The sequence below is a fragment of the Gelidibacter algens genome (assembly GCF_001678675.1).
In the GTDB taxonomy this organism is placed as follows: domain Bacteria; phylum Bacteroidota; class Bacteroidia; order Flavobacteriales; family Flavobacteriaceae; genus Gelidibacter; species Gelidibacter algens.
Genome location: NZ_LZRN01000011.1, coordinates 73097 through 89900 on the forward strand (window position 1 = coordinate 73097; position 16804 = coordinate 89900).

The 16804-nt window shown below is 37.7% G+C and carries 14 protein-coding genes and 1 riboswitch; of the genes, 8 read left to right on the forward strand and 6 right to left on the reverse strand.

Translation table 11 applies throughout. The features are described 5' to 3' along the window. Window positions 1–120: 120 nt before the first annotated feature. From A9996_RS07400 to A9996_RS07410, 3 genes are read left to right on the forward strand one after another with little or no spacing between them, the layout of a single operon-like run. Window positions 121–1497, forward strand: a complete 1377-nt coding sequence (locus A9996_RS07400; protein WP_066432768.1) for an MATE family efflux transporter — start codon at window positions 121–123, stop codon at window positions 1495–1497. A 20-nt stretch (window positions 1498–1517) separates the two neighbouring features. Then, entirely contained in the window at window positions 1518–1745 is a 228-nt protein-coding gene (locus A9996_RS07405; protein ID WP_066432770.1) for a hypothetical protein, read from the forward strand. Then, window positions 1745–2341: a phosphatase PAP2 family protein gene (locus A9996_RS07410; protein WP_066432772.1), complete on the forward strand. Its 597-nt coding sequence runs from the start codon at window positions 1745–1747 to the stop codon at window positions 2339–2341. Before A9996_RS07405 ends, A9996_RS07410 begins: the two co-directional genes overlap by 1 nt. Here the strand turns inward: A9996_RS07410 and A9996_RS07415 are convergent. From A9996_RS07415 to A9996_RS07440, 6 genes are all read right to left on the reverse strand, one after another. Beyond that, the gene (locus A9996_RS07415; RefSeq protein WP_066432851.1) at window positions 2321–3202 is read right to left on the reverse strand and encodes a diacylglycerol/lipid kinase family protein; all 882 of its coding nucleotides are present in this window, start codon (window positions 3200–3202) and stop codon (window positions 2321–2323) included. The genes A9996_RS07410 and A9996_RS07415 overlap by 21 nt on opposite strands. Window positions 3203–3592: 390 nt before the next feature. Continuing rightward, window positions 3593–4954 carry an acyl-CoA dehydrogenase family protein gene (locus A9996_RS07420; protein WP_066432774.1) on the reverse strand — a complete coding sequence of 454 codons (1362 nt, stop codon included), beginning with the start codon at window positions 4952–4954 and terminating at the stop codon, window positions 3593–3595. Window positions 4955–5343: 389 nt separating this feature from the next. After that, a complete protein-coding gene (locus A9996_RS07425) occupies window positions 5344–6393 on the reverse strand; it encodes a YncE family protein (protein WP_066432776.1) in 1050 nt (349 codons plus the stop codon). A 5-nt stretch (window positions 6394–6398) separates the two neighbouring features. Continuing rightward, window positions 6399–8225: a TonB-dependent receptor plug domain-containing protein gene (locus tag A9996_RS07430; RefSeq protein ID WP_066432778.1), complete on the reverse strand. Its 1827-nt coding sequence runs from the start codon at window positions 8223–8225 to the stop codon at window positions 6399–6401. A 32-nt stretch (window positions 8226–8257) separates the two neighbouring features. Further along, window positions 8258–8479: riboswitch (cobalamin riboswitch) on the reverse strand. Window positions 8480–8771: 292 nt separating this feature from the next. Then, window positions 8772–9848, reverse strand: a complete 1077-nt coding sequence (meaB, locus tag A9996_RS07435) for a methylmalonyl Co-A mutase-associated GTPase MeaB (protein WP_066432780.1) — start codon at window positions 9846–9848, stop codon at window positions 8772–8774. A gap of 155 nt (window positions 9849–10003) precedes the next feature. Then, the gene (locus A9996_RS07440; protein WP_066432782.1) at window positions 10004–10579 is read right to left on the reverse strand and encodes a DUF2911 domain-containing protein; all 576 of its coding nucleotides are present in this window, start codon (window positions 10577–10579) and stop codon (window positions 10004–10006) included. Window positions 10580–10850: 271 nt separating this feature from the next. On the opposite strand from A9996_RS07440, the gene A9996_RS07445 reads away from it, so the two are divergent. The 5 genes from A9996_RS07445 to pncA all read left to right on the forward strand — a co-directional run bounded on the left by A9996_RS07445 (window position 10851) and on the right by pncA (window position 16781). Then, window positions 10851–11540 (forward strand): peptidoglycan DD-metalloendopeptidase family protein, encoded by a 690-nt coding sequence (locus tag A9996_RS07445; RefSeq protein WP_066432783.1) that lies wholly within the window; start codon window positions 10851–10853, stop codon window positions 11538–11540. Between the two features lie 190 nt (window positions 11541–11730). Continuing rightward, window positions 11731–12180 carry a KTSC domain-containing protein gene (locus A9996_RS07450; protein WP_066432785.1) on the forward strand — a complete coding sequence of 150 codons (450 nt, stop codon included), beginning with the start codon at window positions 11731–11733 and terminating at the stop codon, window positions 12178–12180. A 419-nt stretch (window positions 12181–12599) separates the two neighbouring features. Next, entirely contained in the window at window positions 12600–14171 is a 1572-nt protein-coding gene (locus tag A9996_RS07455; protein ID WP_066432852.1) for a serine hydrolase, read from the forward strand. A 155-nt stretch (window positions 14172–14326) separates the two neighbouring features. Beyond that, window positions 14327–15724 (forward strand): nicotinate phosphoribosyltransferase, encoded by a 1398-nt coding sequence (locus tag A9996_RS07460; protein ID WP_245905279.1) that lies wholly within the window; start codon window positions 14327–14329, stop codon window positions 15722–15724. A gap of 421 nt (window positions 15725–16145) precedes the next feature. Next, entirely contained in the window at window positions 16146–16781 is a 636-nt protein-coding gene (gene pncA, locus A9996_RS07465) for a bifunctional nicotinamidase/pyrazinamidase (protein WP_066432787.1), read from the forward strand. Window positions 16782–16804: the final 23 nt, after the last annotated feature.

The following is a 16804-nucleotide window of genomic DNA, read 5'->3' on the forward strand; positions in this document are numbered from 1 at the left end:
TAGTGCGTCTCTATGCATATTTCGACTAATCGTTGCTTGGTGTATTTTCAACTAAATTACCTCAGAAAATGATACATAAAGTTAGGCAATCAATTACCTTTGCACTTTCAAAAATTCGATGTGGTTTTAACGCAATATACTAAAGAATTCAAATACAATTTAAACTTGGCAGCACCTGTCATGTTGGGCATGCTTGGGCATACTTTTGTGAGTCTTGTAGACAACATCATGGTGGGCCAATTGGGAGCGACAGAATTGGCAGCCGTGTCTTTGGGCAACAGTTTTGTTTTTATTGCCATGTCTTTAGGGATTGGCTTTTCTACAGCTATCACTCCTTTGGTAGCAGAGGCTGATTCTGAAAATAATTTCGCAAAAGGAAAATCGGCGTTCAAACACGGATTGTTCTTATGTATCGTATTGGGCATCTTTTTATTCTTGATGCTGTTGTTGGCCAAACCCTTGATGTATGTCATGGATCAGCCAGTGGAAGTGGTAAAATTGGCCATTCCTTATTTAGATTTGGTTGGCTTTTCATTAATTCCGTTGATTATTTTTCAGGCGTTCAAGCAATTCAGTGACGGTCTTTCGCTCACAAAATATCCGATGTATGCTGCCATTCTATCCAACCTTATTAATGTAATTTTAAACTACCTATTAATCTTTGGTAAGTTTGGATTCCCTGAAATGGGTTTGGTGGGTGCTGCTCTCGGAACCTTGATTTCTCGGGTAATCATGGTCTTTTTCTTATGGTGGCTTTTGAGAGCGCGAGATAAATCGAAGGCATTTGTGACCAATATTAAGATTTTTGTGTTGGAATCACCAATGCTTAAAAAGGTTATCAACATTGGATTCCCCAGTGCAATGCAAATGTTTTTTGAAGTCGCTATTTTTACGGCTGCCATATGGCTCAGTGGCACTTTGGGACAAAATCCGCAAGCCGCAAACCAAATTGCCTTAAATCTATCTTCCATGACTTTTATGGTGGCCACAGGATTGAGTGTTGCCGCTATGATTAGAGTAGGCAACCAAAAAGGGCTTCAAAATTTTATCGAGTTGCGTCGCATAGCCATTTCCATATTTTTATTGGGCATTGTCCTTGCCGTAATTTTTGCCTTGATATTTTTACTGTTTCACAAAGTCCTTCCAACCATTTATGTAGATTTAGACGATCCTATAAATGCTATTGATACTAGAGAGGTGGTTTCTATAGCCTCTACCTTACTTTTGGTAGCTGCTGTTTTTCAGATTAGCGACAGTCTGCAAGTAGTCGCCTTGGGTGCGCTAAGAGGTTTGCAGGATGTGAAAATCCCTACTATAATTACATTTATTTCCTATTGGGGCATTGGCTTTCCCGTAAGTTATTTTTGTGGAAAGGAAGATGCATTAGGAAGTATGGGGATCTGGCTTGGACTCATAGCAGGACTCACAAGTGCTGCGATTTTGTTGTATATTCGTTTTAATTATTTGACTAAGAAATTAATTTTGAATAAAGAATAAAGAATAAAGAATCATTTCATATGGAATTACCAAAATTTATACTCGGCGATAACACCGATTTCCCAGAGGCTATTTACATCATACATACTGAGTTTCCAAGATTTATATTAAATCTTGAAGATGACGAGGTTGAGTGGATGGAAGAATTTGATGACCATGATGAAAAGGAAATTGCTTCTGAAACTGAGAACTTGATTCAGCTGGCTACAGATTTTTACGATCGTGAAATTGAAAGATACAATGCCTAATGATGGATCAAATTTCACAGTTAGATACGGATCTTTTTATCTATTTGAACAGTCTGGGAACAGCAACCTGGGACCAGTTTTGGTTGGCCTATACCTCTAAATTCAACTGGATTCCGTTGTATGCAGTTTTGCTGTATTTGATTTTTAAACAGATGCGGTTAAAGGCATTTTTGATTACTATTGTGGTAGTAGCCTTGATGATTTTGGTTACCGATCAAGTGACCAACCTATTTAAAAATGGATTCCACAGATTGAGACCTTGCCATTTAGCAGAACTTATTGATGGGATGCGCCTAGTTAAAGCGCGTTGCGGTGGTCAATATGGATTCTTTTCTGGGCACGCCTCTAATACCATGTCGGCAGCATTGTTTATCGGTTTGACCTTAAAAAAACGCTTCAAATATATCTTGTACTATTTGATAGTCTGGGCACTGTTAATGGGTTATAGCCGCATTTATATTGGGGTGCATTATCCTTTGGATATCTTGTTGGGCGCCTTGTTTGGTGCGGTCACAGGAACACTTTTTTACATGTTGAACCTTTTGGTAATAAAAAAATTCAACGCCAACACTAAGTTAGGCGATAACATGAAGTGATTTTTCCAATAAGGAAATAGCAATGGCTTCACTCTCGATGTTGAAGAACTCGCCGTCAATCTGACTTTCATAGCTCTGCTGATTGGCTTGACGGATTGTAATGGCTTTAGATTGGTAGCTTTGTGCTTCTTTGATGAGATGCTGCTTTTTAAGCAAGATCAATAATCCGAAAAACAGGGATCTTAACCTCGACATTTTCGAAACGATAAGTACATCCAACAAACCATCCTGTAATGATGCCATTGGCGTTAAACTGATGTTATACCCCATCTCATTGGAGTTGGAGACAAACACCAAAAAAGGATAGGTTCGTATAGTTTGTCCGTTAATTTCTACAGTCATTTCATTCTTGTAGTTTAAACCGATTAAGGCTTTTAGAGATGATTTGATATAACTGGTAAATTTTCGCTCGTTGGAATTTTCGTAATGCATGATCACCTGTGCGTCGATGCCAATACCTGTGTTGCTAAAAAAATAGTGCTCGTTAATGCGTCCAACGTCAATTTTCTTAACGCTTGTAGACTTTATAAGTGCAATGGCGCGCTCAATACATGTCGGTATTTTCAAATTAGAGGCCAACCCGTTTCCTGATCCTAAAGGAATGATGCCCAAAGCGATGTCAGTGTTTACTAAGCATGACGCCACTTCATTGATGGTTCCATCCCCACCGCATGCTACAATAATGTCTGCACCTTCTGTAATGGAAGCTCGAGTTAGGGTTTTGGCGTGTTTTTTATAGTCAGAATTTTTAATGGTAATTGTATAGGTGTGCTTATCAAAAAATTTATTCAAAAATTTTTCGGAAACCGGATGGTTGCCTGAACCAGCAATAGGATTGACTATAAAGTGGATATGTTTCAAGTTTGTAATGGTCAAAAGGATTCAATTGTTCAGGTATTGAATTGTTGAGGTCAACATATCAGTGTCTTAGCAATTTTTTAAAATTCAAAATTCTGTTACAGATGCTCCGTCTACAGAATATTTCTTGCACAAAATAAAAGCCCTGAAGCCCGAGATTGCTCGTAATTTTTTGCCCAAGTGCAAAAATCCGAAATGCCGACGTAATATTTCACATTGTGAATATAATTTATCAAAATTTTAAGGATTTGCATGTTCAAGACTTTTGTGCTTATAAACAACTTGTGACCGCCAATTTTTGGTTTTTAAACCGCCGACAATCAAAATTTTAATGACATTATAACAAACCTATCACTACCTTTAAAATAAAGTTGATCTATAAAAATCATTGCCTTATACAAACGCGCTGTATCCGGTAATAGCTCTTCCCACAATTAGCGTATTGATTTCCTTGGTGCCTTCATATGAATAAATAGCCTCCGCATCTGCCACAAAACGCGCCACATTGTACTCCAACAAAATGCCGTTTCCGCCCATGACCTCCCGTGCCTGGCTTACCACATCTCGCGTTCTTAGGGAACAAAATACTTTGGCCAAGGAGGCGTGTTCATCTGTCAACAAGCCTTGATCTTGTAATTCAGAAAGTCTGTAAACCATCGTCTTCATGGCGGTCAAATTGGACAACATCTCTACCAAATGGTTTTGTACCAATTGAAAAGAGGCGATTGGTTTTCCAAATTGTTCACGTTTTTTGGTGTATTTCAATGCACTTTCATAGGCGCCTCTTGCGCAACCTACGGCTTGCCAGGCAACACCCGCTCTGGTCATACGCAATACCTTGGCGGTATCTCTAAAAGAATTGGCGTTTTGGAGTCGATCTTTTTCTGGAATTTTGCAATCCTTTAATGTGATGATAGCGTTCTGGACGGTTCTCAAAGCCATCTTATCTTCCATTTTTTCAGTTGTAAACCCTGGGGTATCCTTTCTTACTAAAAATCCTTTGACTTTGTTACTTGTTTCTTCTCTTGCCCAAATGATCGTCACATCAGCAAACGTGGCATTCCCAATCCATTTTTTTTGTCCATTTAATACCCATGCATCACCTTCAATCCGGCAGGTGGTTTCCATGCCTCTAGAAACAGCACTTCCCACGTTAGGTTCTGTCAGACCAAAAGCACCAATCAGTTCCATTTTTTGCATTTTAGGCAGCCATTCTTCTTTTTGTGCTTCGCTTCCGCATAGGTATATTGACCCCATAGCAAGTCCGCTATGCACGCCAAAAAATGTAGAAATAGAAACATCTACGCGCGCTAATTCTTCGGCAATAATACCTTCCATGACAAATGGAAGATCAGGACAGCCATAGCCTTTATAGGCAACACCGCAAATGTTTAGGGCTGCTAACTTTGGGATGATTTCCATTGGGAATTGCGCCTTTTTCCAACAGTCATTGGCGATAGGCTCTACTTCATCCTCCATAAAATTGCGTACTTTCATTTGAATAGCACGTTGTTCTTGGGTCAGTTTTAAATCGAGATCATAAAAATCGCCGTCAATGGGAGGAAGCTGGTGTTGGCCTTTTTTGCTTTTCTCGGTTAGCATTTTCATGAGTCCGTCGAGTTGCTTCTCATCAAGCTCACCTACGGTTTTCATGATTTTTGGTAAATCTATTTTTTCTGAAATTTTGCTGAGATCGTCAAAATCCACTTCTTTCATTAAATGGATAATGGACTTAATTTTAGTAAAAAACTGCATGGTGCGCTTATGATTTTAAATTAGTTGTTGAAAAGTTAGTCATTTCTTAGAAAATAATGGGCGCACTTAGAGAGATTTACAAAGAATTTAACGCTGATGAAATCGAAAAACGACTATGGGTTTGAAATTGAAGATGACACTGAAAATGAAAGAAAATGTAGCATTATTCAGGTTTCCGCGGCAGCTAACCAAGTTGCTCAACCTTGATGAATTGTCCAAATATATTTTTTAATTGGGTCTTAATGGGCAATTCATAAATAAAGGTTTATGAGTCTATTTGTCTAACCATTTAGAAGATAGCTCATAACAAACTATAGTATCTAAACCTTTAAACTCATGCACTCATAAACCTTTCAATCTAAACGAAATGTTTTTTATGTATTGACTACTTAATCATTTTCATAAACGCCATTCGCTCCAATGCCTGCAGTAAATGTTTTTAATAATTTTCCGTCAAGGTCGTAGACTTTTACTTCAGAATTTTGAGTAAAACCTTTTACATCGGTATAAAATATTTTATCATTGACAACATTAAATCCATAACCTATAAAATAAGATTCGTCGGATACCTGTGTGTCTAACAATTCAGTATTGGTTAAAGACATCACATCTTTATTGAATTTGAAAATTTTTGAACCCGAGACAAAGTAGATAAAGTTATCTTCTATTTCCAGTTTATTGGCATTAGTTAGTCCTTCTGCAAAAGCAATTTCTCCAATAACGGCGTTATTGCTAGTGGTAATTTTAGTAATGCCTGTATTGTGCAAGGCGTACAAGATACCATCCTCGATCTCAATGGAGTTTAAACCAATGCCAACTGTAATATCCTTAATAATGGTATTGGTTTTAGAGTCTATAACAGTAATGTTATTGCTAATATTGTTATAATTAGTGTCATATAAAGTATTCATCACATAAATAAAGTCATTATCTTCTTTTATTTCCTCTACAGCTTTATTAACCTCAATGGTTGTAAGATGTGCGAAACTTTTCGCATCAAAAATCTCTACGGAATTTGTCGCACTATTAGTCACATAAAGTTTGCCCTCTTCAACTACAGCAAATCTTGGTTGGCTTATTTTTTCAGTAATTGTAGCGACACTCTGAAATGTGTATCTGTTTACAACTTCTATTTTATTGCTGTTGTTCACTACCATAAAGGCATAGTCATCATCAAAAGCAACGTCTTGTAAAACATCTCCAAGACCAGAACCGTTTACCTTTTGAAATATGTTGTTGATAGGTTCCGTCAAATCAGAACCAATAAAAGTGATGGACGCATTTGGCGTACCAAAGTTGCCTTCGTTGCTAATAAAATATCCGTTGTCAAAATCGCCTTTGGGTAATTCTATAAAGTCGTCAGAATCACTTTTACAAGAGGTGAATCCTAAAAGGACAATTAAGCTGAGTGTGCTGAATTTGATAAAGTGTTTAATCATTTTTATTATAGTTTTAAAGTTAAATTGATGTGATAATTTATGCCTGGCATCGGTCGGTATGCCATAGTTTTGTAGTCATTATTGAAGAGATTGTTGATACCGGCGCCAATGATCCAATGGTCTTTTTTTCCAAAAGCATAATATGCCGAGAGATTGGTCAAGGAAAAATTATCAAGAACGGTATCAGGATTATTATCGGTATAAGTGTACACTTCTCCAGTATATAACGTATTCAATCGTGCAGAAAAACGGTTGATTTTATAAGATAGTCCCAGTGTTGCCTTATGATAAGGCACATAAGTTAATTGAAAGTCAGTTTCCTTGTTTTTAGAAACTGTATAACTGTAAAGTGCATTGATATTGAAATGATGCTTGTTTAGCTTGAAGCCATAGTTTATAGTGCTTTCCAATCCATAAGATGCCACACTGTTTGTGTTTACCGGTCGCCATAAGTCGCCCGAATAGGGTAGCCAACGTATCAAATCATCGATGTCATTATAATAGCCCGTGAAGACCAGTTTTAAGTTCTCAAACGTGAATTCGTTAGAAAGTTCATATTGTAGCGACGATTCTGCTTTTAAATTTGGGTTTTCAGCCCCAGGCCAGTACAGATCATTGAACGTGGGGATTCTATAATTTTTGGAAATGGAGGCATTAAGTGCATATTCAGAAATGGGTTGCCATTTGGTGCCGACAGAAAATAGAAGAGGGCTTTTGTAATCTTCGCTCAGTTCTCCGCGTAACGTGGCCTGATACGTGAAGTTTTTGGCGAGTTGATGTTTGAGATAAAGATTGGCGCTTCCTGTATTGCGTTTGACGTTGTCGTAATTTGTTCCCGTTGCAGTGGCCAAATTATATTCGCCCCCAATATTAAGCAGTAGTTTTTTGTAGTTGATTTGATAATTGTATTTCGCAATATAGGTCCAGCCATTGCCATTATTTGAACCTTCTCGGCTGTCTAACTTTGGGTAGAATCTGTACTTTTCATTAATCAAAGCCAACTTTAGGGTAGATTGTTTTTTACCTGATTGATGTTGATATTCGCCCAATACGCGTAAATGGGCATCAGAATATTTATTGCGGGTTTGCGACGTTTCTACAATGGATAGATGCCGGTCACTAGTAAACCAATTGGAATATACTTTAAAGGTGTTTTTAGCATTCGGTTTATAGATGCCATTTACAGAAGCGTTGACATTATAAAACTGTCCATTCTCATTGTACTTGTCGGTATTTGGATAGTTATAATCGTTGTCAGAATCTAAATAACTGGCCCCAATTTGTAGGCTTGTTTTTTCACCTGAAATAGTGTGGTTGGTACTTAAATTTTTGGTATTGAAACTTCCGTATGATGTACGGATGTCATGGGTGTTTTCCTGATTGGTCTCCAAAATATTGTTCAAGTATACCACACCGCCGATGGCTCCGGTACCAAACTGGGTACTTCCACCACCAGGACGCACCAAAACTTCTGAAAGATTTTGTGTGTTGATAAGGCTAAAATCGGTTTGTCCTAAAAACGTGGAGTTGATGTTGATGCCATTCCAGACGACTGCAGTTTGTTGCGCCGTAGTGCCTCTAAAAGAAGCAGAACTGACCATTCCAAATCCGTTTTCTTTAAAGTGAATAGGGGTTTCAAACTGTAATACCTCGGTAAGTTGCGGACGGTAGTTGGCCAATAATTCCTTATTGATCTTGATGATAGGCTGCCCAACAGATTTGTCCTCTAACTTTTCAGCAGTGAGATAAATAGTATCCAAAGAGGTTTCTCTCTCTTGCGAATAGCTAAGGAAAGTGCATAGAAATACAACGTAAGTGATAACATATCTCATAAATTCTGTTTATCCCGAACAGGTGATTTTTTTTAAAAGTTGTTGCATTGGCAGGTCTCCTGGCTTGCGTCTTAGTGTGCACCTTCCCATCACGCATGTGGTGACAGTGGTAAGTAGTTTTCACAATAAGCATCCCAAAAAAATGGGACTAAGCGTACAGTTGCGGGAACAGCTTCTGATTTTAACAGAATTCCCTTTTAATTTCACCGTTATTTCTCAAACAATGGTGTAAAACCAATAAGCTGTAAAGATAGATTATTAAGTATGAAATGCAATCACTATTGTGGGAGAAAAGAATCAAGACCGCTTCGCTCTTAGAATCAAGAATTAAGACTCTGACAATAATGTCGATAGTATGATGTTTGAAAATTAGCTAATGAGATTTTTCAGTGATCATTTCTGGGAAATTGAAATTGAAGTCGAAATTGAAATTGAAATTGAAATCGAAATGAATAGAATTTATAGTAACTACCAACAAAATATGGACAACCTAGAAACAAGAACAAGAACAAGAAACAAGAAACAAGAAACCAAAAACTCGAAACTTCATTTTAGGCCTAACAAGAGTTCTGCGGCAGCGAAAGGAGAAGTTTCGCCATTTTCAATACGTTCCAATTGGATTTTTAATTCGGTTTTAATAAAAGGGTTATTATAAAAATCAGATTTCAAGCGGTCTTCAATGGTCTGAAGCAACCAGAATTTATTCTGTTCGTTGCGATTGTGATCAAAAAAATGAGTGTCTTTTGCTAGCGATAAATAGTCTCCAATTAATTTCCAAACCTCAGGAATGCCTTGATTTTGAAGTGCGCTCGCGAGTAAAACCTTCGGTTGCCATCCAGAGGCTTTTGGAGGATAGAGATGCAATGCTCTGTTAAATTCTACTTTAGCAATTTTGGCATTTTTAAGATTGTCACCATCTGCCTTATTGATCACAATAGCATCTGCCATTTCCATAATACCGCGTTTGATGCCCTGCAACTCATCTCCTGCACCGGCCAATTTCAAGAGTAAAAAGAAATCGACCATACTGTGAACTGCAGTTTCGCTTTGGCCAACTCCGACGGTTTCAATCAAAATGGTATCAAAGCCAGCCGCTTCGCACAAAATGATGGTTTCTCTACTTTTGCGAGCCACACCACCAAGTGATGTTCCGGAGGCTGAAGGCCTGATAAATGCGTTGTCATCCTTGACCAGATCTTCCATACGGGTTTTATCACCCAAAATAGAGCCTCTGCTCAAGGTGCTACTTGGGTCTACCGCCAAAACGGCAACCTTCTTTCCGTGTGAGGTTAAATACGTGCCAAACGTTTCAATAAATGTGCTCTTGCCAACACCGGGAACGCCGGTAATTCCAATCCTGACAGAGGTGTTTGCATGGGGAAGACATTGCTGGATAATGGCATTGGCTTTTTTTAAATGCTCAGGATTGGTGCTTTCCACTAAGGTTATGGCTCTGCTTAAAGCTGTGATGTCTTGAGCCAAAATACCTTGCACCAATTGAGCCGCTGAGGGTTTGCTGTGACGCATATTTTTGATGGCTTCAATAGCGCTTTTGCTAGTGGTTTCCGGTTCAGAAACACCTTCATTTTCTTGTAGTGCTGAAGATTTGCGCTTAGTGCTCAAACTAATTTTATTTTGACATTAACTATTAAAATCCTTCCTCTTAAAAAATAGTTTTAAAAAAGGACTATTGATCATACTGTCGATTTCGCAATAACCCAAAAAGAAGTATTAGGAACAATTACATTCTACATTCACCGCACGGTAATTTAAACCGTTTATTTAGGCTGCTCTTTGCTGATTTCCATCGGGACTTCAATTTTGGTGTGATCCCAAGCCATGGTCAATTTTAAATTATCAGTGGTATTGTCAAAAGCGATGGTAAATTGTTCAACGGTATTATCTAAATTGATAACGGGAACATCAACTTCCAAAAGATCATATTTAGGTTCTCGCATAGGTCGCATTTGCTCGTCAACACCCCATGGATACTGCTTTGTGTTGATAAAAACTTTCCAAATACTATCTTGCGGAACGGTCCATAGTGTATAGGTTCCAGTTGGTACCGTGGTACCATCAACCACTAAGAATTTGTTGGTGGTAAAGGTGGTTGCCTCGTTAGCACCTGTACGCCAAACCTGATTATAAGGTACCAAGGCGCCAAAAATCTCGCGGCCTTTTTTTAACGGTCTGTTGTAAAGTACTTCCAATTTGGTGTCATTTAGCTCAAATTTCACGGTGTCTTTTGGACTTAAACGCTTTGAGAAAATATCTTCAACAAAATGGGAATATAAAAATAAGCCTACCGCTACAACGGCAAGGATAATTAAAAGGCGTTTTAAAAACGTATTCATAAATGTTATCGATAAAAAGATTGAAACTAGGGATAAATATAAATCAAAAAGCTTGCGCTTTAAAGTACTTAACGCTGTTTTATGGAATGTTGGTACTATTTTTAGAATAAATAGCCAAATTTTGCAAGGTTGTGTTTTGCTTTTAAGTTCTGATGGATATAGCGATCATCGGCTTAAGAGCCTTTTTCAAAATGAGAACTTACGGCAGCGGAAAAATCAGCTTTCCCATTAGCATCAAAATTCTATATTTGACAAACTATTTTGACAACTTATGACCTCAAAAGATTTCACTTCATTTTTAAAAAGCATCAGTACAATACCTCTTTCAGTTTTGGATGCCAACATTCCCAAAAATAACTACACGCCTTTGGAATTATCGATTTCAAATAAAGATTTGCAACACGTTGATGTGGGATCTTCTTCCGCATTGGAAGTTTATATCACTAATCATATGCACAATCACAACGCTCTAGTCGCTTTTGGAGGCTATAATGAAACGCGAAACATCTACCAACGGAGCGTCTATTTTAACCAAACCAATTTAGATACAGAACGTAACATTCACATTGGAATGGATTTATGGATTGCTGCTAATAGTCCTATTTTCTCACCGCTTAATGCCACCGTCCACAGTTTTAAGAACAATACCAATCACGGCGATTATGGCCCCACTATTATTTTAAAACATCATATTAATACTGTTGAATTTTATACACTTTACGGTCATTTGAGTGTGGCTTCTATTGCTGATTTAAAAGTAGGACAAGTTTTTAATGAAGGTCAGCAAATTGCTACTTTGGGAGAGGCTACAGTAAATGGCGATTATCCGCCACATTTGCATTTTCAGATCATTAAGGATATGCAGGGTCTTGAGGGCGATTATCCCGGAGTTTGCAATAAAAAGGATTTGGAGTTTTATTTGGAGAATTGCCCTGATCCTAATTTGTTGCTGGGGCTTTAAGCTTTGGGATGGTCTTGCCACAGTTATAAAAGTTCAACAATTGTACCTGTCTTTGTAAAATTCTAAGAGTGATTCCTTTAACTTTAAAATAGGTAATAGCTTAGTGTGTAGGGTAGAAAATTATTTAAACGAAGGATCATAGTTATTCATTTGATATTTACACGTACTTTTGCGCCCTCAAATAATTGATATGAAGCGCATAAATGAATACAAGAAACTCTTTGGAGTGGAAAACGAGCTTGAATTAAAGACTTTAAAGAAGAGCTACCGCGATTTGGTAAAAGAATGGCATCCTGACAAGTTTCAAAACGGAGACGCTTTACAGGAAGAAGCCGAAATACAAAGCCGAAAAATTATTGACGGCTATCATTTTTTGGTCAGTATAGCACCAGAAACCATTGCCTCTAATTTAGGTAACTATACGGAAACAATTACCAATTCCATGATTGTAGATTACACACATAAAGGTCTACTGTTGGAAATTATTTTTCAAGACGGATCTTCTTACGAATATTTTGGCGTGACAAAACAAGTCTATATTAAGATGATCAATAGTGATAAGGTGAATCGTTTTGCCAAACGTAACATCTATCCTAACTATACCTATAGAAAAACAAAAAGAAGCTTGGAAGAAGCTTAAAAGATTTTTTTTGTATTAAAAGACCTTAGTGCGCATTTGATAAGACTGCAACTAAGGTCTTTTTTTTGCCAATTTACAGCTAAATCTATCGCTTCTCTAGTTGTCTCGATTCTTTTATTTTCGAGCTTTTATAACTGCTATTATTACGATAATAAGGACAGCAGATGTTAATACTAGACCTTGGTAACTTCATAAAATAAAGTATCTGTCATGTTATTTTAATAAAACTGGATCCTAGTCAATAGCAGACCAATAGAACATTGCCTTAAAATTTGAAGGCAAAACGATCGTTACCTCTACAAATAATCGGGGATTTTATAGACACTCTTATTTTGCAGGTTTTTGTTAATTCTCATCGCGAAAATTTATAACTTGAACTCTTAAATAAAATGTATCATTCTACAATTCAAATCCTTCATATGAAACCTATTTCTCTCAAAACCCTTGTCATCCTTTTTCTGCTTTTACATTTTAACCATTTGGTAAAAGCACAAGTTTTAAGCACTTCTCAAATTGATAGTTTGGTACAAAAAACTATGACAACCTTTGACGTGCCGGGAATGGCTGTGGCGGTTTTAAAAGATGGTAAGGTTTATCATAAAAACACGTATGGCGTACGCTCTATTAAAACAAATGCAGAGGTAAACGAAAACACGCTTTTTGGAGTGGCTTCAAACACCAAAGCATTTACTGCAGCGGCATTGGGACAACTTGTTGATCAAGGAAAATTAACATGGGATACCAAAGTAAATGATGTGATACCAGAGTTTAAACTTTATGATCCTTATGTAACATCTGAATTCACTGTCCGTGATCTTATTACGCATAGAAGTGGTTTAGGACTGGGCGCTGGTGATTTAATGGTTTTTCCTGCCAGCAATACCACGACATTACCAGAAATGATCCACAATATGAGGTATTTAAAGCCTGTTTCCTCTTTTCGTTCGAAGTTTGATTATGACAATCTCCTTTATATTATTGCAGGTGAAATTGTAGCACGAGTTTCTAAAACCTCTTATGATGAGTATATTAAAGAGAACTTTTTTAAGCCGCTAGGAATGAATCGGTCTTTGCTTTCTATGGCTAAAATCGATGCCGATGCCAATCGCATTGATGGCCACGCCCCCGTTAAGGGCAAACTGGAAATTACAGGATATACCTTTACTCAAATTGCAACGCCTGCGGCCGGAATATACGCTTCTATCAATGACATGAGTACTTGGGTACAAGCGCAATTGGATGAAGGAAAATACGGAGCTCAACTCAAGGATAGTCTTTTTAGCAAAAAAACGCATCGTGAAATGTGGACGCCCCAAACGCTTATAAAATCAGGAAGGGGTTCTTATAACACCCATTTTTCAGCGTACGGCCTTGGATGGTTTTTAAGTGATGTCAATGGGTATTTTCAAGCAACTCATACTGGAGGTCTGTTGGGAATTGTGAGTCAGGTGGTCATCATTCCTGAGCTCGATTTGGGTATTATAGTGCTTACCAACCAACAAAGCGGTGCGGCTTTTAATGCCATTTCAAACACTCTTAAAGACGGATATTTTGATATCAAAGGGAAAGACAGAATAAAAGCATATAACGATCGACGCTTGGCTGGAGAACGTGAGGAAGACAGTATTGTTTCTGCCTTGGAAAAAGATATCGCCGCACAAATTAAAAGCAAAACCCCGACCCCTAATCCGTCAGATTATATAGGAACTTACAAAGATCCATGGTTTGGAGATGTCATGATCAGCAACCAAAATAATAACCTTCATTTTAGGTCAGACAAGCTTTCTGATTTAACTGGAACCATGACGTTTTATAAAGGTACAACCTATGTGGTTCGCTGGAATGATCCTTCTCTTAAAGCTGATGCCTTTGTGACTTTTAGTTTGGATATTGAAGGAAAAGCTAACGGTTTTACGATGAGCCCGATTTCTCCGCTGACAGATTTCAGTTATGATTTTCAGGATCTTGATTTTAAGAAAGTGGAACACTAAATAATTGCTGATATGTTGGATCTCAATAGAGGGAAAACATTCCTATAATACAAAAGACCTTGTTGAAGCTGGTCCTTTGCTATTTCTAAATTTGAATAAGAAATCAATCAATATTAGTATATTTTGTACAATTAAAAATTTAAAACCAAACGCTTTTGAACATTACAGCTGCTTATACTGATCTTTATCAACTCACCATGGCCCAAGTCTATTTTGGCACTAAACCCGATGGACGCGCCGTTTTTGATTACTACTTTCGACACAATCCTTTTAATAGTGGCTATTCAATATTTGCAGGTCTGGAAGATGTCTTGGACATTCTTGAAACGCTCAAGTTCTCATCTTCTGATGTGACGTATTTGGAGCAGCACGGATTTGAAAAGGATTTTTTGCACTATCTAAGAGATTTTCGCTTCCGCGGAAACATTTTTTCAAGCAAAGAAGGTGACGTCGTGTTTCCAAACCGTCCTATTTTACAGGTCGAAGCCAATATTATGGAAGCACAGATCATAGAAACCCTTTTGTTGAACATTCTTAATTTTCAGACGCTGATAGCCACAAAGGCCAGCAGAATACGGCGTAGTGCCCAAGATGGAATGTTATTGGATATGGGATTACGACGGGCTCATGCCACAGGTGGTTATTATGCGTCAAGAGCGGCAGCCATTGGTGGTTTTGACAGCACCAGTAATGTCAAGGCAGCTGAAGATTACAATATACCTTCCTCAGGCACCATGGCCCATTCATTTATCCAAAGTTATGATGATGAATTAGAGGCATTTCGTGATTTCTCAAAGATGCGACCAAAAAAATGCGTGTTTTTGATTGATACTTACAATACCCTCAAAAGCGGATTGCCTAATGCGATTACGGTAGCGAAGGAAATGGAACGTAACGGACAGCAGTTGTTGGGCGTACGATTGGACAGTGGTGATTTGGCTTATTTAGCAAAAAAAACACGAAAAATGTTGGATGATGCCAATCTGAGTTATGTAAAAATTGTGGCCTCCAACCAATTGGATGAATTTGTAATAAAGAGTCTGAAGGAGCAAGGTGCTCCGATTGATATTTTTGGTGTGGGGACTAACTTAGTGACCGGAAAACCAGATGCAGCATTGGATGGCGTCTATAAATTATCTGAATATAACGGCGATCCACGTATCAAGCTTTCCGAAAACATCCTCAAGGTGTCGCTGCCTTCCAAAAAGCAAGTGTATCGCATGTTGGATAAAAACGGCATGTTTTATGGCGCAGATGCCATAGCTCTTTTTTCTGATGATAAGCTAGAGCAAATGGAACATCCATTTGATGCTACAAAGAGCTTGAATCTTGATCGTTTTGATCATGAACCTTTACTTGAAAAAGTGATGGAACATGGCAAAAAGGTAAATAAGCCGCGATCTGTTACTGAAATTGCTGACTATTCGAAATCTCGTTTGGAGAAACTTCCTGAAGAATATAAACGTTTTCAAAATCCGCATATTTATAAAATAGGTCTTAGTCATCAACTCAAGCAAGAGCGGGATAAGCTGGTTTTAAAACATACATTCTAAATTTGATTTGATAATATGATTATATAGTGAATCGCTATTTTTTGGATTCTTTTAGACAGGGATGACGGATGATGGATGACGGATGATGGATGACGGATGATGGATGTAGGATGATGGATGAAACAGATTACACAAATGACACGGATTGCACGGTTGACACGGATTGCACTTATTAAACAAATGTTGGTCTGCCTTAAAAAAAATTGAGTTGATTTATTTGTGTGGTCATTCTATATTGATGATGTCATGAATTTCAAATGAATTGGATTTCTTTAGTAGTGATGATTAGTGATCCCGAAACTTCGATAGGGTCAAAAAAATACTATTAACTATATATTTAGACCACTTCGTAAAGATTTAAGCGATCTCAAAAGTGGTATTTAGTTAACTTTACGTAAAAGCTCACAAAAAAAATAAATAGATGAAAACGCTTCTTATTATTGATGTACAAAACGACTTTATGCCTGGCGGATCGCTTCCCGTTCCCGACGGAGACAAAATAGTTCCTATAATCAATAGTATGCAACATAAATTTGATTTGGTGGTGGCTGCCCTAGATTGGCACCCACAAGATCATGTGAGCTTTGCGTCCAATCATGAGGGGAAATCAAGCTTTGATGAGATTGAAATTCAAGGCGAATCCCAAACCTTATGGCCACATCACTGCGTACAAGGCACCGAGGGTGCCAAATTTCACCGAGACCTTAACACAAACAAGTGGGAGGCTGTTTTTAGAAAAGGAACAGACAAGGAGATTGACAGTTACAGTGCATTTTATGATAATGGCCATTTGAAGTCAACAGGTCTCACTGGGTATTTAAAGGATAAAGGGGTTTCGCAGTTATTCTTGTGCGGGCTAGCAGCAGATATTTGTGTTTACTTTTCTGCTTATGATGCGTTTAAAGAAGGGTTTGCATGTTTTTTTATTGAGGATGCCTCGCAGCCATTGGATCCTAAAAAAATTTCAAGAACTAAAAAAGAAAATGAACTATCTCGGAATTCAAATCATTTCCTCAGAAGATATTTAAAGTCGGTTTTGAAGAGAAATTATCTCTAAGCCAATCATCAAAAATGATGTTT